This is a genomic window from Nocardioides limicola (assembly GCF_016827675.1).
In the GTDB taxonomy this organism is placed as follows: Bacteria; Actinomycetota; Actinomycetes; order Propionibacteriales; family Nocardioidaceae; genus Nocardioides; species Nocardioides limicola.
This window is the reverse complement of the sequence record NZ_JAERJA010000004.1, coordinates 314,199-333,057: the sequence shown is the minus strand read 5'-3', so window position 1 is coordinate 333,057 and position 18,859 is coordinate 314,199. Positions and strand designations below refer to the sequence as shown.

The window sequence follows — 18,859 nt, the reverse complement described above, 5'->3', positions numbered from 1 at the left end:
ACGCTACGCCCAGCGGCCGGTGTCGTCGTACTCGGCCAACTGCGCCAGGTGAGGGCCGATGTCGATGCCGTGCGCCCGCAGCCAGTCGTCGTCGTAGTAGGTGGAGGCGTAGCGCTCTCCCCCGTCGCAGATCAGGCTGATCACGCTGCCGCTCTCGCCACGGCTGCGCATCTGCTCGATCACCCCGAGCGCGGCCCACACGTTGGTGCCGGTGGAGCCGCCGACACTGCGACCGAGCCGGCCGCTCACCCAGCGCATGGTGGCGATCGAGGCGGCGTCGGGGACGCGGACCATGTCGTCGACCACGCCGGCAACGAAGGACGGTTCGACCCGTGGCCGGCCGATCCCCTCGATCCTGGAGTCGGTGTCGAGGTGGACGTCGGTCGAGTCGGTCAGCCAGCCGTCCAGGAACGCCGATCCCTCCGGGTCGGCGACCAGCAGCCGGGTGGGGTGCCGGCGGTAGCGCAGGTAGCGGCCGATGGTGGCGGCGGTGCCGCCGGTGCCTGCCGAGACCACGATCCAGGTGGGCACCGGGTGCGGTTCGGCGCGCAACTGTTCGAAGATGGACTCGGCGATGTTGTTGTTGCCCCGCCAGTCGGTGGCCCGCTCGGCGTAGGTGAACTGGTCCAGGTAGTGCCCGCCGCAGTCGGCGGCGAGTCGGCGGGCCTCGTCGTACACCTGCCCGGCGTGGTCGACGAAGTGGCAGCGGCCGCCGTGCCACTCGATGAGCGCCACCTTCTCCGGGCTGGTGGTGCGCGGCATCACCGCCACGAAGGGCAGCCCGATCAGTCGGGCGAAGTAGGCCTCGGAGACTGCCGTGGAGCCGCTGGAGGCCTCGACCACCACCGAGTCCGCGTGCAACCAGCCGTTGCACAGGGAGTAGAGGAAGAGCGAGCGGGCGAGCCGGTGTTTGAGGCTGCCGGTGGGGTGCACCGACTCGTCCTTGAGATAGAGCTGGACGCCCGGCTCGCCGGGCAGGGGTACGACGTGCAGGTGCGTGTCGGCGGACCGTTGCGCGTCCGCCTCCACCCGGCGTACCGCCTCGTCGATCCAGGCCCGGTGGGCTGCGCTCTGGTGCGGCATGCCGCAAGAGTAGGCGCTGCGCACCCGTGGGGCGTTGCTCAGCGGATCCGCCGGTCGGCCAATCGACCGCCGGCGATCAGGTGCCCGGTGACGAGCCGGTCGGTCTCGGCCGCCTCCATCCGGCCGTACCAGGTGTCGTCGGGGTGCACGCTGACCACCGGCGCGTGGTTGCAGGGGAACTGGCAGCCCGTCTGGGTGACCAGCACGTCGTCGTCGCCGAGGCCGTGGCGGATCAGGGCCGACGTCAACGCGGCGGCCGTCTCCCCGGCCCCGCGGGCGGCACACCGGGGCCCTCGACAGACGAAGACCTGATGCCGGAAGCCGGGCACCTCCTCCCAGGCGGGGTTGGTCAGTCCGGGCGCGTCGTCGGTCAGTGGCCGGGTCCGGGTGAGCGCCGCGGCGAGCTGTTCGGGGTCGGCGTCGGTGAGCACATCCACGGCCATCGCGACTTCGGGGAGCGGGCCGTCGTACTCACGCAGCCAGTGGCTGGCCACCCGCCGCAGCCACGACCGCAACGACTGCCCGGACGCGGTGAACCCGACCAGCACGACCCGCTCGGCGCCGGTGTCCGCGAGCTCGGTGAGCACGTCGACCAGCGCGGGTCTGGCCAGTTGCAGGAACGCGACGTGCCCGTCGAGTCGCCGCAACGCCGACGCGTGCACCGGGTCCGAGACGGCGAGCCCGACCACGACCACCTCAGTCATCGACGCCTCCGGGGTGCCAGCAGATCTGCGGCCTGCCGGTGTGCGGATGCGCCTGCACGGTGGCTCGTACGCCGTAGACGTCGGCGAGCAGCTCCGGGGTGAGCACCGCGGCGACGTCACCGTCGGCGACGATCCGGCCGGCCTGGAGCACCACCAGCCGGTCGCAGTAGGCCGCAGCCAGATCCAGATCGTGGAGCGCGGCGATGGTGGTGATGCCGAGCCCGCGGACACAGGCCAGGAAGTCGAGCTGGTGACCCAGATCGAGGTGGTTGGTGGGTTCGTCGAGCAGCAGCACCTGCGGCTGCTGGGCCAGCGCCCGGGCCAGGTGGGTCCGTTGCCGTTCGCCGCCGCTGAGGGTCTGCCAGCTCCGGTCCGCCAACTCGCCGACCCGGGCCAACTTCATCGCTTCGGCGACGATGCCGGCGTTGTCGATCCCGCGACCCGCGTGCGGCACCCGGCCGAGCTCGACGACCTGCCGCACCGTCAACTCCAGGCCGGTGGCGGCGTGCTGCTCGACGAGGGCGATCCGGCGGGCACGCTCGCGGGGTCGCAGCCGGTGCAGGTCGTCGTCGCCGAGGCGCACCGTGCCGCGGGTGGGGCGGCGTAGCCCGCTGACCACGCTGAGCAGGCTGGACTTCCCCGATCCGTTGGGGCCGAGCAGGCCGGTGAACGAGCCCGGCGCGACGTCCAGGTCGACCCCGTCGATGATCATCCGGCCGCCGTGACGGCCCGGGAGTTGCCAGCTGAGGCTGCTGGCTCGGAGCCTCATGAGAGCCTCGCCTGGCGACGCAGCAGGATCGCGAAGATCGGCGCTCCGACTGCGGCGGTGACGACGCCGATCGGGATCTCCTGGCCGGCGACGACGCTGCGGGCGAGCGTGTCCGCCCAGACCAGCAGCACCGCACCGGCCAGTGCGGCGACCGGGATCAGCCGCTGGTGCAGCGGTCCGCAGATGATCCGGACCACGTGCGGCACCACCAGTCCGACGAAGCCGATGGCGCCGGTGTAGGCGACCAGGCAGGCGGTGACCAGGGCGGTGCCGACCAGCAGCAGCCAGCGCAGCCGCTCGGTGGCGACCCCCAGTGACCGGGCCGAGGAGTCCCCGAACGCGAACGCGTCCAACTGTCGGGCACTGGACCGGATCACCAGCACCGCGAGCACCGCGACGACGGCCAGGAAGATCGCCGAGGGCCAGCGCAGGCCGGCCATGGAGCCCAGCGTCCAGGAGAGCACGCGGCGTGCTGCGTCGCCCTGGCCGGAGGCGATCACGATGAATGCGGTGGCGGCGGCGCAGATCTGGCCGACCACCACGCCGGCGAGCACCGTCCGGGTCGGCGGCAGCGATCCGGACCGTCCGGTCGCGAGCGCGACCACCACGACCAGCGCGGCGATCGCGCCGATGAAGGCACCCACGGTCAGCATCGCGCCACCGGCCAGCCCGGCGATCGAGAAGCCGAGGATGAGCACTGCCACCGCTCCGACGGTCGCTCCGCTGGAGACGCCGAGCAGGAACGGGTCGGCCAGGTCGTTGCGGGTCAGGGACTGCAGCACCGCACCGACCACCGCGAGCCCGGCGCCGGTCGCGGCCGCGCCGAGCACCCGCGGCATCCGCAACTGCCAGACGATCTGGTCCTCGAGCACGGTGACGGCGTCGAAGGAGCCGAGCCCGAGCCGGCGGGCCACGACCGAGAAGACGGTGTCGAGGGGGATCGAGACTGCGCCGACTCCGGCGGCGACGGCCATGCTGAGCAGCAACGCGCCGGTGAGGACGACCACGGCTGCCGTCGTACTCACCTCGCGACGAGCCCGGCGTACCTGGGCGAGGGAGGTCATCGGCCCAGGTCGGCCAGTTGCGCGGCGACTCGCTCGACGCCTTGCAGCATCCGGGCGCCCGGGACCGTCTCGGAGAACGGCACGATCACGAAGGCACCCGCCTCGACGGCCCGCAACTGGGAGAGCACCGGGTCGTTCCCGAGGTGCGTGATCTTGTCCTGCGCCGAGGACCAACCGGCGTCGGCGAGCACGATCACATCGGGGTCGGCGGCGACGACCCGCTCCCAGGAGACGTCGGCCCAACTGCCGGGCACGTCGGCGAAGATGTTGGTCCCTCCGACGGCGTCGATGATGATCTGCGGGCCGCCGTCGCCGGTGCCGGCGTACGCCGACTTGTCCCCGGAGTCGTACCAGAACATGTTGAGGCCCGCGCCCGGCGCCTGGTCGGCCAGTCGTGCCAGGGCGTCCTGCTGGTCGGCCTTGAGCTGCTCCGCCCGCTCGGGTACCCCGAGGGCGGTGGCGATGTCGGCGATCTCGGCCCAGACGCTGTCGAAGTTCACTGCGGCCCGGGCGTCGGGGTCCTCGCAGCTGAACGGGGACAGGTAGGAGGCGATCCCGCTGTCGCGCAGCGCCTCGCGGCTGCCGGCCGCCTCGTCGCTGAAGGCACTGATCCAGGAGCCGATGACCAGGTCGGCGCCGGCGGCAAGGATGGTCTCGGAGTCGGCGTACTGGTCCGCGAGCACCGGCACCGCGTCGTAGGCCTCCTGCCACTGCTCGGCGATCTCGTCGTCGAGGTAGGCGGTGCCGGCCAGTTGATCGGCGGCGTCGAGGGCCAGGACGATCTCGGTGGCGGTCTGATTCATCGTGACCACCGCGGTGGGCGGGCTCGGCAGCGTCACGGTGAAGCCGCACGAACTCAGCTCGTGCGGGAACCCGCTGGCCTCGATGCTAGCCGCGGCGGGGCGCTCGGGCGCTCCTGCGCATCCGGCCAGCACGGCGGCGACGGTGACCGAGACGACGGCATGCAGGGGTCGACTGCGCAATTTCTTCTCCAAACCCTCGTGGATGTGCATTCCGTCGTGATCGGTCTCCTGGCTCCCGCGTCATCACCCTCCGACCGGCCTTCCCAGGTCTGCACCCAGTGGCCCCGCTGCCTTTTCAGCACCGGTGAGGTCGTCGGACTCGGCGGTCACAGTGGCGAGGGCCGCGCCGGCTTTGCACCGGCTTCCCGTCACCACGACGTGCGGGGAGGCTATCAGCACCCTCCCCGACCTGCCCGGCGAGGACGGAGCACTCGGCGCCCTGGAGAAGAAGCCTGCCTACCCCCCCGGGTGGCGACGCCACCCAACTCGATGCGAACAAGACCCAACTCGGCGCGGATAAGGCCCAACTCGGCGGGGAAATGGGGAAGGGCCCGTGACGCGTGCTGGCGCACGCGTCACGGGCCCTTCCCCATTTCTCAGGTGAGGTCGTAGCGGTCCAGGTCCATCACCTTGGCCCAGGCGGCGACGAAGTCGGCCACGAACTTCTCGGAGGCGTCGTCGCTGGCGTAGACCTCGGCGAGTGCCCGCAGCTCGGAGTTCGAGCCGAAGACCAGGTCGACCCGGCTGCCGGTCCACAGGGTGGCGCCGGTGGCGTCGTCGGTGCACTCGTAACGGGTCGCGTCAGACCCTGCACCGTCGACCGGCTTCCAGGTGCGCCCCAGGTCGAGCAGGTTCACGAAGAAGTCGTTGGTCAACGTGCCCGGACGGTCGGTCAGTACGCCGGTGTCGGAGCCGTCGTAGTTGGCCCCGAGCACCCGCAGCCCGCCGACCAGGGCGGTCATCTCCGGGGCGCTCAGCGACAACAGGTTGGCCCGGTCGACGAGGTGGTACTCGGCCGGCAGGTCGGCGTGCTTGCCGACGTAGTTGCGGAACCCGTCGGCCACCGGCTCCAGGTAGGCGAACGACTCCACGTCGGTCTGCTCCTGGCTGGCGTCGACCCGGCCCGGGGTGAACGGGACGGTGACGGCGTGGCCGGCGTCACCGGCAGCCTTCTCGATGGCCGCAGCACCGCCGAGGACGATCAGGTCCGCCAGCGACACCGGCTTGCCGAAGCCCTCCTGGATGCCCGTGAGGGCGTTCAGCACGGTGGCGAGCTGGGCCGGGTTGTTGACCTCCCAGCCCCGCTGCGGCTCGAGGGCGATCCGAGCGCCGTTGGCACCGCCACGCATGTCGCTGACCCGGTGCGTGGACGCGGAGGCCCAGGCGACCGAGACCAGCTGCGACACCGTCAGGCCCGAAGCCAGGATCTGCTCCTTGAGGGCAGCCACGTCGGCGTCGGTGAGCGTGTAGTCGCCGGCCTCGGGGAGCGGGTCCTGCCACAGCAGCACCTCGTCGGGCACCTCGGGGCCGAGGTAGCGCTGGATCGGGCCCATGTCGCGGTGGGTCAGCTTGAACCAGGCCCGGGCGAACGCGTCGGCGAGCTCTTCGGGGTGGTCGAGCCAGCGTCGGGTGATCTCGCCGTAGGCGGGGTCGAACCGCAGCGACAGGTCGGTGGTCAGCATCGTCGGCAGGTTCATCTTGCCGGGCACGTGGGCGTCCGGGATGGTCGCCTCGGCGTCCTTGGCCACCCACTGGTTGGCGCCGGCCGGGCTCTCGGTGAGCTCCCACTCGTAGCCGTAGAGGTTCTCCAGGAAGCCGTTGCTCCACTGGGTCGGCGTAGTGGTCCAGGTGACCTCCAGCCCGCTGCTCACCGTGTCCGCGCCGTGGCCGGTGCCGTAGCCGTTGGCCCACCCGAAGCCCTGGGCCTCCAGGGGTGCGCCCTCCGGCTCGACGCCGACCTTGTCGTCGGGGTGCGCGCCGTGCGCCTTGCCGAAGGTGTGGCCGCCGACGATGAGTGCCGCGGTCTCCTCGTCGTTCATCGCCATCCGGGCGAAGGCGGTGCGGATGTCGTGGGCTGCGGCGAGCGGGTCCGGGTTGCCCTCGGGGCCCTCGGGGTTCACGTAGATGAGACCCATGTGGTGGGCGCCGAGCGGCGCCTCCAGGTCGCGCTCCTCGTTGAGGATGCGCTTGCCGCTGCCGAGCCATTCGGTCTCGGCACCCCAGTAGACGCCCTCGGGCTCCCAGACGTCCTCGCGACCACCGGCGAAGCCGAACGTCTCGAAGCCCATCGACTCCAGGGCCACGTTGCCGGCGAGGATGAACAGGTCGGCCCAGGAGAGCTTCTTGCCGTACTTCTTCTTGACCGGCCACAGCAGTCGGCGGGCCTTGTCGAGGTTGACGTTGTCGGGCCAGGAGTTCAGCGGCGCGAAGCGCTGCTGGCCGGTGTTGCCGCCGCCGCGACCATCGGTGACTCGGTAGGTGCCGGCGGCGTGCCAGGTCATCCGGATCATGAACGGGCCGTAGTGGCCGAAGTCGGCGGGCCACCAGTCCTGGGAGGTGGTGAGCACCTCCTCGATGTCCTGCTTCACCGCCGCCAGGTCCAGGCTGCTGAACTCGGCGGCGTAGTCGAAGTCCTCGCCCATCGGGTCGCCCACCGCGGGGTTGGCGGCCAGCGGCTTCAGGTTGAGTCGGTTCGGCCACCAGTGGCTGTTGGCGTCACCCTGGGTCGGGTGCGGCAGGGCATGGGCGACGGGGCAGCCGCCGCCCGCGTTGGGCTCGTTGACCTCGAGGGCTTCTGTGTTCTCGGACATGGTTCCTTCCGGTTGGGCGCTGATCGGTTCGGACGATGGGGGTCAGGTGGGCGGGTGTGTCGCACAGCGGGGGCACAGCCCCCAATAGACGACCTCGGCCTCGTCGAGGCTGAAGCCGTGGTCGTCGGAGGCGGTCAGGCAGGGGGCATGACCGACGGCGCAGTCGACGTCGGCGATCGCACCGCAGGCGCGGCAGACCACGTGGTGGTGGTTGTCACCGGTCCGCGACTCGTAGCGGGCCACCGACCCGGACGGCTGGATCCGGCGTACCAGACCAGCCGCGGTCAGCGTGCGCAACGAGTCGTAGACGGCCTGGTGGGAGACCTCGGGGAGGTCGGCCCGGACCACTTTGATGATCGCGTCGGTGTCGGCGTGTGGGTGACTGTGTACGGCGGTCAGCACCGCGACCCGGGGCCTCGTCACCCGCAGCGCGGCACCGCGCAGCATCTCGGTGAGGTCGGGGGTCTCGGCCATGCCCCCACCCTAGCCCTTTTCTTGAACGAGTCAAGAAAAGCCTTAGGCGTGTCGTGGCCGGCCAGCGCGACACCCGCGTCGAATAGGCCGACCCATCGGTAACCCCTAACGTCCTCGACGTGATCTACCGTGCCCTGCACTCCGTGGTTCCACCCGTGGCCAAGGCTCTCTGGCGGCCGCGGGTCACTGGCCTGCACCACCTGCCGCGGACGGGTCCGGTGATCCTGGCCAGCAACCACCTCAGCTTCGTCGACTCGGTGGTGATCCCGATCGTGGTGCCACGCAAGGTGGCCTTCCTGGCCAAGTCCGACTACTTCACCGGAACCGGAGTCAAGGGAGCCCTGTCGCGCGCCTGGTTCGAGGGACTGGGCATGCTGCCGGTCGATAGGGCGGACTCGGCGGCGGCGATGGAGTCGCTGCAGACCGCGTTGCAGGTGCTCGACCGCGGCGAGGCGTTCGGCATCTACCCCGAGGGCACCCGCTCCCGAGACGGCCGGCTCTACCGGGGCCGCACCGGCGTCGGGCACCTCGCGCTGACCTCGGGCGCACCCGTCGTCCCCGTCGGCCTGGTCGGCACCGAGAAGCTGCAGCCGATCGGTTCGCGGCTGCCGCGCCTGGTCAAGGTGTCGATCAGCTTCGGTGCGCCGATCACGGTCAGCGAGGAGCACCGCGCCCTCCCGCGTGGCCGGGCCCGCCGCGAGCTCACCGACCAGATCATGGCCTCGATCCACGAACTCACCGGGCAGGAGTGGGCCGGGGTCTACAACGACCTCCCGATGGAGGTGTAGCCCACCGGTGCCGTGTCGTCACCGGTGGCTGGTCAGCTGAAGAACCTGCGCAGCCGGCGATGCCGGTGACCGAACAGCGCGCTGATCACCCGAGCCATCAAGGCCCCCGTGCCGGGGATCCGTGGCGCGAAGGTGAGCCGGTCACTGACCAGCGTTACGGGACCCTCGGGAGCCAGGCTCCGCTCATGCTCCCAATGCCGCATGCTGAGCATCGTCGACCGCTCGTGGAAACTGCGGCCCGGCTCGATGGCGACGATGGTCAGGTCGTCGTAGTCGAAGGGGATCAGCCCGAAGAGCCGAAGCCAGGCGCGGCCCAGGGGCCGGCCCACTACGACGGTGTCGATGTTGACCCCTTCGGAACCACGGGGCATGCCCATCGTCATCACCGGCCGGAGTTCGTCGTTGATCCCCTCCGGAGTCACCACCCGGGCCCAGACCGCCTCGATCGGAGCATCGACCCGGGTCTGCCTTTCGACGACCCTCATCGCCACTCCCCCGGCAACCTCGGTCCACGTCGCACGCCCCTCATGGCGGCGACGATAGCGCCTCGTCCTCCCGCCACGACGTTGACGTTGTCGGCCGACTCTCCCCTGACTGTTGTACGTTGCGCCCAAGGAGGTCGCCGTGGCGGAGACGACGGAGTTGAGCCGACGGGTGCAGGAGTTCGTGGCCCGGGAGTCGCAGGCAGGCTCAGTGGACTCGTGGGTCGACGGCATCGCCACCGCAGTGCTGGCACAGAGCCCGGAGGTGGCCGACGACGCGGCGTTGGCCCAAGCGGTGCACGCCGCGGTCCGGGCGCACTGGGTGGCCTTCCTGAACAGCCTGGGCGAACCGCCCCGCGAGGTGCACCTGGTCCAGGCGGCGATCGACCTGGCCTCGGAGCTGGCGCATCGGGGGCACGAACTGACCCTGCTGTTCCGGGTGTACCGGATCGCACAGCAGGCCGTCTGGGACTACATCGCCTCGAACGTGGGTCGGGCCGGGGAGCAGAGTCAGGACGATGCGAGATTCCTGGTCCTCTTCTGGAGTCGCGCCAGCGCGTGGCTCGACGCCTCGATCGAGGCTTCGGTGGGGGTGTTCCAGACCGAACGGGACCGGATCCGCCAGGGCGCGGCCGCCCAACGCCTCGACGCGGTGCGCGCGATCCTCGCCGGCAGTGACAAGGAGCCGCGTGAACTCTCGGCGATGCTCGGCGGGCACCCGCTCTCGTCCTACAACACCGCGCTGCTGCTCCACGTCGAGCACGTGGAGCACATCGCCGACCTTCGCGAATCAGCGAACCGGGTGGCCCGCGCCGTGGGCGCCAAGAACCCGCTGATCGTGAGCCCGGGCGGCCGCGACCTGTGGTGTTGGCTGGCCACCAGGTCCGCCCCGGATCTCTCCCGGGTGCACGGGTGTGCCTCCTGGTTGGCCGAGGCGGGCATGAGCGTGGCGGTCGGCACGCCACTGGCCGGAATCGACGGCTTCCGGGTCAGCCATCAGGAGGCCCAGCAGGCGCAGAAGGTCGCGTTCCGGGCCGCGAGCATCCGGTCCGTGGCGTTGTACTCGGAGGTGGAGCTGCTGTGTCTGCTGGCCGAGTCGGGAGAGGAGACGCGCCGATTCGTGCTGCGCACCCTGGGCGACCTCGCCGGCGAAGGTGAGGGACCCGCCCGGTTGAGGCAGACCCTGCACGCCCTGCTGTCCACCGGCAGCGTCGACGGGGCCTCGAAGTTGCTGATGGTGCACAAGAACACGGTGCGGTACCGGGTGAACCAGGCCGAGGAACTCCTCGGCCACCCGGCCGGCCGCGCGCCGACGGAGCTGGAGTTGGCGTTGCGGTACTACGACGCGTTCCTGGCTCCGCCGACGGGCGGGTGAGGCGTCACACGGCTGCGCTGGACAGCGGGACGAAGTCGACCTTCTCCCGCACTCCGCAGTCGGGGCAGCACCAGTCGCCGGGGATCTCGGCCCAGGCGGTGCCGGCCGCGAATCCCTCCAACTCGTTGCCGACCTCGACCTGGTAGGTGTAGCCGCAGCCGGGGCAGCGGGCGGCAAGCACCTCACTGGTGAAGGTGTGTGCGGTCGGGTCGTCGGTGAGGTCGAGTTCGCGGTGCCGGGCGGGCGGAGGGAACCTCCGCTGCAACTTCTCCAGCTTGCCGGGCTGCACGTTGGCCAGCGTCAGGTCGCCGTCGTAGTGGGCGACCACCCGCTTGTCCATGATCCGGCGGAACCAGAACGGGAAGAGCGCGACCACGATCATGCCGGTGTAGCCGGTGGGCAGCACAGGGGCCTCGGGGAAGTCACGCAGCGTCTGGTAGCGCCTCGTGGGATTGGCGTGGTGGTCGCTGTGCCGCTGCAGGTGGTAGAGCAACACGTTGGTGGCCACGTTGTTGGAGTTCCAGCTGTGGCTGGGGTTCACCCGCTCGTAGCGCTGCCGGCCCTCGGGGCCGACCTTCTGCCGGAGCATCCCGTAGTGCTCCATGTAGTTGACCACTTCGAGCAGGGAGAAGCCGACGAACGCCTGGATCAGCAGGTAGGGCAGCACCCCGGGGCCCAGCCAGACCACCAGCGCACCCCACAGCAGCACCGACATCAGCCAGGCATTCAGCACGTTGTTGCCGAACCGGAACGGGTGTTGGCCAGCCCGCTTGAAGCGCTTGGCCTCCGACTCCCAGGCGCTGACCAGGGAGCCCTTCACGGTGCGCGGCCAGAACCGGTAGAGGCTCTCCCCGATCCGGGACGAGGCCGGGTCCTCGGGGGTGGCCACCCGGACATGGTGGCCGCGGTTGTGCTCGATGTAGAAGTGCCCGTAGAAGCTCTGCGCCAACGCGATCTTGGAGAACCAGCGCTCGTGACTCTCCCTCTTGTGTCCGAGTTCGTGGGCGGTGTTGATGGCGACGCCGGCCACGGTGCCGATGGAGACGGCCAGGCCCACCTTGGCCACCAGACTCAGGTCGGCGGTGGCCAGGTACCACATCGCGACCACGAAACCGCCGTACTGGACCGGCAGGTAGGCGTAGGTCACCCAGCGGTAGTAGCGGTCCTGCTCGAGGGCGTCGATGACCTCGTCCGGCGGGTTGGTGTCGTCGTACCCGGCGATCAGGTCGAGCAGCGGGATCAGGCCGAGGAAGACGACCGGTGTGAGCCACAGCCACACGCTCAGTCCCGTGCCCTGGTGGAGCGCCATCCCGGTCAGCGGAAGCAATGGGACCACCAGTCCCAGCACCCACAGGTAGCGCTTCTTGTCCCTCCACCTCGGTGCGGCGTGTGCCGCCTCACGCACTGTCTCCATGGCTCCTCCTGATGATGGGAACGGGCCACCGGCTCATGGCCACCCCTAGAGGTTCCTCCAAACGAAGGCACCGAATCTTGCCCTCGTGGGCCAACATCGGCCGAGAGTGTTGTGCGATCATCCAGTCCGGAACTGGTCAGCTCGGCGGCGGAGGCAGCGAGTCGGTGGATTCGAGCTGATCCATCCCGGTGAGCAGCAGCAGATCGACGACCACCGACCGCAGTTGTGCCAACACCACCTCGGCGCTCATCTCCTCGGCTCGCTCCACCGACCCGGTGGCCTCGCCGACGGTGAGCAGCACGGTTCGGGCCGCGGTGGCCATCCGTTCGGGGGATGACTCGGCGACCACGAGCTCGGCGGCGACCAGGTCGGCAGCGTCCGCGAGGTCCCGGGCCAACCGGGCGTAGCTGGCCGGCACCTCGCGGTGGTGGTAGGCCGCGACCGCGGTCTGCCGGACCAGCACCCGAGTGCTGCGCAGCGCCCGGTCCAGCGGTTCGATCAGGTCGCCCATCCGCCTGATCGCGGGCGCGTGCCGGATCCGGAACGGGGACGAACGAACCACCGCCATGCCTTCGGCGGCAGCGTCCTGGAGTTCGCGGATCAGCGGGTCGGTGGCCCGCGCCTCGGCGAGCAGATCCAACCCCTGCTCGGCCTCCGCCTCGACCATCACCTCGGCCGCGCCCCGCAGCAGCGCAGCGATCTTGCGGACCACCACGGCGGCCTGCTCCCGTGGCCGACGCAACGGGGCGGCGGGCACCACGGTCGCCGCGACCAGGGCCACCGCCCCACCGATCACCGCGTCGGTCCACCGGATCAACGCATCACCGGGCGCGGGCACCAGCGCGGCGACCACGATCGACTGGACCGCCGCCTGGATGACGAAGAGCTGGCCGCCGTTGAGCAGGAAGGCGGCCGACATCGCCAGCCCCACGATCAGGCCGAGCTGCCACCATCCCGACCCGAGTTGCAGCACCAGCAGGTCGGCACAGAAGACACCGATCGCCACCCCACACGTCACTTCCAGCACCCGGCGCAGCCGCTGGCCGTACGACGTACCCAGGCTGACCACTGCTGCCACCGGCGCGAAGAACGGCGTCGGGTGACCGAGCAGGTCCGCGGCGATGAGCCAGGCCACGCCGGCCGCGACCGCGCACTGGAGGATCAGCCACCCCTTCGACCGCAGCCGGGTCACCCGGGTGTGGAGCGAGTCGCGCCCCCGTGCCCGGGCCTGCTCCAGCGAGCTCAGGTCCATGGCCTGATCCTCTCAGAGCGAGGCGGCGAGTGACCGCGGCCGGGGTCGAGGGTGCCGAGCGGGTCGACACGCGTGCACGTGGCGCCCCAGTGGCCGGAATAGTCGATCCCCCTAGGGGGTTATGTCGTCACCCGATCGTCGAACCAGGAGGACCGCATGACCCTCAACCTGACCTCAGAGAACTTCGAGCAGACCATCGCCGAGCACGAACTGGTGCTGGTGGACTTCTGGGCCGCGTGGTGTGGCCCCTGCCGCGCCTTCGCCCCGATCTTCGAGGCAGCCGCGGAGCGACACCCCTCGATCGTCTTCGGCAAGGTCGACACCGAGGCCGAGCGTTCGCTCGCCGCAGCGGCCCAGATCACGTCGATCCCGACCCTGATGGCCTTCAAGAAGGGTCACCTGGTGTTCAGTCAGCCCGGCGCCCTGCCCCCGGCCGCACTCGAGCAGCTCGTCAACGGTCTGGTCGATCTCGACATCGACGCGGCGCTGGCCGAGGCGACCGGAGCAGGCGACGCCGTGAGGGGCTGACTCAGGCGCCGACGATCTCTGCATGCTCCATCGAGACGAACTCGGTGATCAGGGCGAGGTAGGCGGCCGCTTCGGGCATCTGCGGCAGCCCCTCGGCGGCAGCCCCTGCCTCCTCCATCGAGGCCCAGACAACCTCGTCGGCCAGGACATCCCCGTCGAAGCGGACGAGTCGACTCGACAGGAAGCCGGGGTAGGTCCTCGCAACGGCCGCCATCGCCTGGGTGCGGGCCGCAATGAACTCCGCGGTCACCTCGGCCTTGAACTTGGCGATCTCCAGCACGGTCATGCTCACTCCTTCGGTGGTGGGTTCCTCTGTAGCTCCGACCCTAGAGACGAATACGACACTATTCGTCGTATTCGTGTGCCAGGGTGTGCGCATGGGCCGGAGCACCGTCGACCGCGTCGGGCGGCTCGATGCGCTCAAGGCACTCCTCGCCGAGCGGGACTCCGTCACGGCGGCAGACCTGGCGCGCGAGCTCGACGTGAGCATTCGCACCATCGGGCGCGACCTTGTCGCGCTGCGCTCTCTCGGCGTACCGATCGAGGGGGACCGCGGCGCAGGCGGAGGACTCCGCCTGGAGCAGGGCTGGTCCCTGGGACGGGTGCACCTGACCGAGAGCGAGGCGATCGGGATGCTGCTGAGCCTCGCGATCGCCGAGAAGGTCGGCTCACCCCTGCTGCTCGGCGACATCCGCTCCATCACCCGGAAGGTGCAGGCTGCCTTCGCACCTGCCCAGGCCAGACGCATCCGCACTCTCAGGAACCGCATCCTGATCGGGGATGCCGCCGCCGGACCAGCACCCTCCGACCATCAGAAGGCAGCCGACAGCATCACGGATCACACCCTCCAAGGGTTCGCGCAACAGCGCCTCCTGCAGATCCACTATCGGGATCGCGCGGGAACCAGCACCGACCGCCGGATCGAACCCCACTACCTCTTCTACAGCCTGCCGGTGTGGTACGTGCTCGCCTGGGACCACCTGCGCGTCGGTGCCCGCGCGTTCCGACTCGACCGGATCACCGCGGTCGAGGTCCTCGACGACAGGTTCCGCCTCAGACCGGCGAAGCACTTCATGACCGACGGCACCCCGACCGCTCGACTCCTCTAGGCGCGATGCGCAGCCGGGTAGGGGGCCCACCCTTCGACCCTCGGCCCCGGCACGGCCCGGCACCTGCTTCTATGGACAGGTGCGCCCCCTGCCCGAACAACCCGCGGCCCCTGCGGCCGACGCGAATCCGGCACGCCCGCTGCTCCCCCGCGAGGACCCGTTCCTGGAGGCTCCGAAGAAGCTCCGCCTGCTGGCCCCGGGCACGATCATCCGATCCCGCGAGGTGGAGTTGGCCTTCCTCGGCCTGATCCCGCAACAGGTGTCGGCCTGGCAGGTGGTCTACCGAAGCACCGATCTCAACGGGGAACCCGAAGCAGCCACCACCACCGTGGTGCTGCCCTCTGGCGCCGACCCCTCCGAGCCACGACCGTTGCTGGCCTACCAGTGCGCCATCGACTCCCTCTCCGACCGGGCGTTCCCGTCGTACGCCCTGCGCCGCGGGTCCCGCTCGTGGGGCTCCATCCCATCCCTGGAGTTCGCGTTGCTGGCCGGGATGCTGCGCAAGGGGTGGGCGCTCTCGATCGCCGACCACGAGGGCCTGCTCGGCCGGTTCGGTGCCGCGCGCGAACCCGGCCACCGGGTGCTGGACGGCATCCGGGCCGCGCTGGCCTTCGAGCCGCTGGGACTCCGACCTTCGACCCCCGTCGGGATCATGGGCTATTCCGGCGGCGGGATGGCCTCGTCCTGGGCCGCCGAGATGGCGCCCGGCTACGCCCCCGAACTGAACATCGTGGGCGCTGCCCTCGGTGCGCCGGTCGGCGACCCCGGGGAGACCTTCATCCGGCTCAACGGCACCTTCTTCGCCGGCCTGCCGGCGATGGTGGTCAGCGGACTGCGCAGCGGCTACCCCGGGCTGGCCCGCGTCGTCCACGAGCACGCATCCTTCGAGGGCAGGAGGCGACTGGAGCGCCTGGAGGAGTTCAGCACGGTGATGGCCGTCATCCGGCACCGCGGCGACGACTTCGACGACTTCCTGGACGCCCCACTCGCCGACGTGCTGGCCACCCCCGAGATCCTCCACGTCTTCGAGGACCTACGTCTGGGGCAGCATGTGCCGACCTGCCCGATCCTGATGACCCAGGCCACCCACGACCAGATCATCCACATCGAGGACGTCGACGCCCAGCATCGTCGCTACCTCGAGGGCGGGGCAACGGTCCACTACATCCGGGACCGGACCAGCGAGCACCTCACCCTGCACCCGCTGGCACTCCCGGTGATGATCGACTGGATGGCCGACCGCTTCGCCGGCCGACCCGCCCCCAGCGGCACCCACACAGTGACCTCGGTGGCGTTGTCACTGCGCACCCTGTGGGGGTACGTCTCGATGGCGACCGCCGCCGCCCGCACCGTCGCCGGCCGAGCGCTGACCGAGCGCTGACCGGCCTCGCCCAGGACGCCGCCGAGTTGACGGCGTACGACGAATTGATGCTGGTTCAGGAGGCTATGTCCGGCGTCTCGCCACTGTCGGACCGGGCGGCTGAGCGCGCGCGGTGCTCCGCGCGGCGCTCGACGAAGCGGGACGCCTGGGCGTCGAGCCCCTCGAGGAAGGTCGCGAGTTCGTCGCGGGCCTGGTCGCCGACCCCACCGAAGTTGGTGCGATCGAAGACGTCCCAATGCCGCAGGATCGGCATGATCACGTCATCGTGGTGAAGCCGCAGGTCATAGATGCCTGCCTTGGCGATCATCATTGAGTTGCGACGGAAGCCGGCCATCGTGGCGCCGGGCATCTCGAAGCCGATGACCTCATCGGCGATCGCACGCATGGTCTCGTCGGGGGCGATCTCCAGCGCAGCCGCCACGATGTTGCGGTAGAAGACCATGTGCAGGTTCTCGTCCTTGGAGATCCGGGCGAGCATCCGATCGGCGATGGGGTCATGGGTGACCTTGCCCGTGTTGCGGTGCGAGACGCGGGTGGCGAGCTCCTGGAAGGACACATACGTGACCGCCTCCAGCGATGTCTTGTCGCCGGAGTCGTAGCCGGACGTCATGTAGTCCATCCGGGCACGCTCGAGCTCGACCGGGTCCACCCCGCGGGTGACGACCAGATAGTCGCGCATCGCGATGCCGTGGCGATTCTCCTCGGCGGTCCAGCGCCCCACCCAGGTGCCCCAGGCGCCGTCACGACCGAACCGGGTGGCGATCTCGCGGTGGTAGGACGGCAGGTTGTCCTCGGTCAGCAGGTTGGTGATCATCGCTGCCTTGGCGGTCTCAGAGAGCCGTGACTGCTCGGGAGACCAGTCCTCGCCGCCCAACAACGCGAAGTCTCGGCCCTCGCTCCACGGGATGTAGTCGTGGGGATGCCACTCCTGCGCCAGCCCGAGGTGGCGATCGAGGTTCTCGGCAACAACCGGCTCCAGCTCTTCCAGCAGATGGTTCGCAGTACTCACGGGTACTCCCTTGCTCGGTTGTTAGCGAGCGTACGCCTCCGTCCGGAACAGTCACTTCCGTCCCCGAAATGCCGATGAGCCCCGGCCGCGTGTGCGGCCGGGGCTCATCGAAAGTCACATCAGGAGACGCGGACGTTCTCTGCCTGGGGACCCTTGGGGCCCTGGGCGAGGTCGAACTCGACCTTCTGGTTCTCGTCGAGCGACTTGTAGCCGCCGGACTGGATAGCGGAGAAGTGCACGAACACGTCCTCACCGCCACCATCCTGCGCGATGAAGCCGAAGCCCTTGTCAGCGTTGAACCACTTGACGGTGCCCTGAGCCATGATCTGTTCCTTTGTTCGGTGCTGAGAGCACTGTGCCCTCACACTGCTGAAGACATCCACCTGTGCTGATGTCCAGCGAACCGAAAACCAGGAGTACGAGATACAAGCCGCAACTTCTTGTGCGGCGAGGACGGCTTACAGAGCCGTCCCTTCAACACCACTACGGTAGCGCATCAATGCCGCAGACGCCGCTTCGCCGAGCCTGCGCCGGCGTGCATGACCCCCCGACAGCGTCTCCGCGACCCGTCCGGGACAGCCCCTCGACCCGACCGGAACACCCTTAGAGCACCTTGGTGCCGTACATCTCTCCCAGCTGGTCGGCGATCAGTTCGACCCTGGCGCCGTTGGGGTCCCTGAAGTACATCGACGTGCCACTCTCGAGCTGGTACTCCACGCCTGCCTCGTCGAGTCGACCCTTGAGTCGCTGCCACTGCTGCGGCTCCACCGAGATCGCGATGTGGTGCAGCCCGCCCACCACCTCGGCGTACTCGGCCAGCTCCAGACCGGGGAAGTCGAAGAAGGCCAGCAGGTTGCCGTGGCCGATGTCGAAGAAGAAGTGGCTCGACCCCTGGTAGTCGCGGTTCTCGAAGATCTCCGTCAGCGGGAACTCGAGCACCCCCTGATAGAACCTGACCGTCTCCTCGACATCCCGGGCGACCACCGCGACGTGGTGCAGGCCGCGGGCGCTCGACGGCGGGCGGCCCTCGTCGGACTGCAGGTACGTCGTACGGATGCGCTCACGGTCGGCTGCCAACGCGGCCTGGTCGATCGGTGTCATGCTCGCCTCAGTTCCTGAAGGGGACCACCCTCCCAGTGTTCCAGGTGGGTCAGCTCCGCGACCTCGGCCCGCCCCAGCCTGGTCAGTTGTTTCACCGGCTTGCCCAGTGGCACCACCGCCGCCACGGCGTACTGGTCGGGGATGCCGAGCAACTCCTTCAACGCCGGCTCCTGCGCGACGGCCATCGTGGTGATCGTCCCGCCGAACCCTTCGTTGCGTGCCGCAAGCAGGACGTTCCACACGAACGGATAGACCGAGGCTCCGGCAACGACCCCGACCCGGTCCAGGTCCTTGTCCAAAGCGGCCACCGCGCTGAGGTCGACGCACATCACCAGCACCACCGCGGCCTTGCGGATCGGCTCGGTGACCGCGGCCGGGACCGGGGTCACCGCAACCTCCTCGTCGGTGACGCGGCTGGGGACCAGAGCACTCCAGGGCGTCTCGCCGACACGCTTCTGCGCGTGATAGCGACGCGCACCCGGCTCGGTGATCTCCACGAGCCGCGCCCGGGTCGCGGCGTCGCGGACGATCACCACCCGGGTGCCCTGCCGGTTGCCGCCGCTGGGGGCGAAACGGGCGTTGTCGAGGATGGTGTGCAGCACGCTGTCGGGCAGTGGGTCGTCAGTGAACTCACGCACTGCCGCAGTGGTCCGCATGACGTCGTACAGGTCCATGACCTGACCCTACGCGCGGGATCTCCGAGGGACCGGCGT

The 18,859-nt window shown here is 69.8% G+C and carries 20 protein-coding genes and 1 riboswitch; of the genes, 5 read left to right on the top strand and 15 right to left on the bottom strand.

Going from position 1 to position 18,859, the window contains the following annotated elements; translation table 11 throughout:
- Nucleotides 1-3: 3 nt before the first annotated feature.
- From cds1 to JKG67_RS11095, 7 genes are all read right to left on the bottom strand, one after another.
- Nucleotides 4-1,083: an L-cysteine desulfhydrase Cds1 gene (gene cds1 / locus JKG67_RS11125; protein WP_203337360.1), complete on the bottom strand. Its 1,080-nt coding sequence runs from the start codon at nt 1,081-1,083 to the stop codon at nt 4-6.
- Between the two features lie 38 nt (nt 1,084-1,121).
- A complete protein-coding gene (locus tag JKG67_RS11120) occupies nt 1,122-1,787 on the bottom strand; it encodes a (2Fe-2S) ferredoxin domain-containing protein (RefSeq protein ID WP_203337359.1) in 666 nt (221 codons plus the stop codon).
- Nucleotides 1,780-2,556 carry an ABC transporter ATP-binding protein gene (locus JKG67_RS11115; RefSeq protein ID WP_203337358.1) on the bottom strand — a complete coding sequence of 259 codons (777 nt, stop codon included), beginning with the start codon at nt 2,554-2,556 and terminating at the stop codon, nt 1,780-1,782. Before JKG67_RS11115 ends, JKG67_RS11120 begins: the two co-directional genes overlap by 8 nt.
- Nucleotides 2,553-3,530: an iron chelate uptake ABC transporter family permease subunit gene (locus JKG67_RS11110; RefSeq protein WP_372442072.1), complete on the bottom strand. Its 978-nt coding sequence runs from the start codon at nt 3,528-3,530 to the stop codon at nt 2,553-2,555. The genes JKG67_RS11115 and JKG67_RS11110 overlap by 4 nt, the downstream gene beginning before the upstream one ends.
- A gap of 86 nt (nt 3,531-3,616) precedes the next feature.
- Nucleotides 3,617-4,603 carry an ABC transporter substrate-binding protein gene (locus JKG67_RS11105; protein ID WP_203337356.1) on the bottom strand — a complete coding sequence of 329 codons (987 nt, stop codon included), beginning with the start codon at nt 4,601-4,603 and terminating at the stop codon, nt 3,617-3,619.
- Nucleotides 4,604-4,624: 21 nt separating this feature from the next.
- Nucleotides 4,625-4,814, bottom strand: a riboswitch (cobalamin riboswitch).
- A gap of 205 nt (nt 4,815-5,019) precedes the next feature.
- A complete protein-coding gene (gene katG / locus JKG67_RS11100) occupies nt 5,020-7,233 on the bottom strand; it encodes a catalase/peroxidase HPI (protein ID WP_203337355.1) in 2,214 nt (737 codons plus the stop codon).
- Between the two features lie 42 nt (nt 7,234-7,275).
- On the bottom strand, nt 7,276-7,707 hold the full coding sequence (locus tag JKG67_RS11095) for a Fur family transcriptional regulator (protein ID WP_203337354.1): 432 nt from the start codon (nt 7,705-7,707) through the stop codon (nt 7,276-7,278).
- Nucleotides 7,708-7,826: 119 nt separating this feature from the next.
- On the opposite strand from JKG67_RS11095, the gene JKG67_RS11090 reads away from it, so the two are divergent.
- The gene (locus JKG67_RS11090; protein ID WP_307816522.1) at nt 7,827-8,495 is read left to right on the top strand and encodes a lysophospholipid acyltransferase family protein; all 669 of its coding nucleotides are present in this window, start codon (nt 7,827-7,829) and stop codon (nt 8,493-8,495) included.
- A gap of 32 nt (nt 8,496-8,527) precedes the next feature.
- Here the strand turns inward: JKG67_RS11090 and JKG67_RS11085 are convergent, their stop codons facing one another.
- Entirely contained in the window at nt 8,528-8,980 is a 453-nt protein-coding gene (locus tag JKG67_RS11085; RefSeq protein ID WP_203337353.1) for an Rv1443c family protein, read from the bottom strand.
- Nucleotides 8,981-9,119: 139 nt separating this feature from the next.
- On the opposite strand from JKG67_RS11085, the gene JKG67_RS18885 reads away from it, so the two are divergent.
- The gene (locus JKG67_RS18885) at nt 9,120-10,352 is read left to right on the top strand and encodes a PucR family transcriptional regulator (protein ID WP_203337352.1); all 1,233 of its coding nucleotides are present in this window, start codon (nt 9,120-9,122) and stop codon (nt 10,350-10,352) included.
- A gap of 4 nt (nt 10,353-10,356) precedes the next feature.
- On the opposite strand, the gene JKG67_RS19215 is transcribed toward JKG67_RS18885, so the two are convergent.
- Nucleotides 10,357-11,766 carry a fatty acid desaturase gene (locus JKG67_RS19215; protein WP_203337351.1) on the bottom strand — a complete coding sequence of 470 codons (1,410 nt, stop codon included), beginning with the start codon at nt 11,764-11,766 and terminating at the stop codon, nt 10,357-10,359.
- Between the two features lie 136 nt (nt 11,767-11,902).
- Nucleotides 11,903-13,018 carry an FUSC family protein gene (locus tag JKG67_RS11070; RefSeq protein ID WP_203337350.1) on the bottom strand — a complete coding sequence of 372 codons (1,116 nt, stop codon included), beginning with the start codon at nt 13,016-13,018 and terminating at the stop codon, nt 11,903-11,905.
- Nucleotides 13,019-13,174: 156 nt separating this feature from the next.
- Between JKG67_RS11070 and trxA the strand changes: the two genes are divergently transcribed.
- Nucleotides 13,175-13,546 (top strand): thioredoxin, encoded by a 372-nt coding sequence (trxA, locus tag JKG67_RS11065; RefSeq protein WP_203337349.1) that lies wholly within the window; start codon nt 13,175-13,177, stop codon nt 13,544-13,546.
- A 1-nt stretch (nt 13,547) separates the two neighbouring features.
- On the opposite strand, the gene JKG67_RS11060 is transcribed toward trxA, so the two are convergent.
- Complete coding sequence (locus JKG67_RS11060) at nt 13,548-13,832, bottom strand: hypothetical protein (protein ID WP_203337348.1); 285 nt, start codon at nt 13,830-13,832, stop codon at nt 13,548-13,550.
- 91 nt (nt 13,833-13,923) lie between these two features.
- Between JKG67_RS11060 and JKG67_RS11055 the strand changes: the two genes are divergently transcribed.
- Together JKG67_RS11055 and JKG67_RS11050 are read left to right on the top strand one after the other, a co-directional pair.
- Complete coding sequence (locus JKG67_RS11055; protein WP_203337347.1) at nt 13,924-14,655, top strand: helix-turn-helix transcriptional regulator; 732 nt, start codon at nt 13,924-13,926, stop codon at nt 14,653-14,655.
- Nucleotides 14,656-14,734: 79 nt separating this feature from the next.
- Nucleotides 14,735-16,036 (top strand): lipase family protein, encoded by a 1,302-nt coding sequence (locus tag JKG67_RS11050; protein ID WP_203337346.1) that lies wholly within the window; start codon nt 14,735-14,737, stop codon nt 16,034-16,036.
- Nucleotides 16,037-16,091: 55 nt separating this feature from the next.
- Here JKG67_RS11050 and JKG67_RS11045 read toward each other — a convergent pair whose 3' ends face one another.
- From JKG67_RS11045 to JKG67_RS11030, 4 genes are all read right to left on the bottom strand, one after another.
- Complete coding sequence (locus tag JKG67_RS11045) at nt 16,092-17,045, bottom strand: acyl-ACP desaturase (protein ID WP_203337345.1); 954 nt, start codon at nt 17,043-17,045, stop codon at nt 16,092-16,094.
- 119 nt (nt 17,046-17,164) lie between these two features.
- Nucleotides 17,165-17,368 carry a cold-shock protein gene (locus JKG67_RS11040; protein WP_101523180.1) on the bottom strand — a complete coding sequence of 68 codons (204 nt, stop codon included), beginning with the start codon at nt 17,366-17,368 and terminating at the stop codon, nt 17,165-17,167.
- A gap of 280 nt (nt 17,369-17,648) precedes the next feature.
- Nucleotides 17,649-18,146, bottom strand: a complete 498-nt coding sequence (locus JKG67_RS11035) for a VOC family protein (protein WP_203337344.1) — start codon at nt 18,144-18,146, stop codon at nt 17,649-17,651.
- Complete coding sequence (locus tag JKG67_RS11030; RefSeq protein WP_203337343.1) at nt 18,143-18,820, bottom strand: nitroreductase family protein; 678 nt, start codon at nt 18,818-18,820, stop codon at nt 18,143-18,145. Before JKG67_RS11030 ends, JKG67_RS11035 begins: the two co-directional genes overlap by 4 nt.
- Nucleotides 18,821-18,859 lie beyond the last annotated feature (39 nt).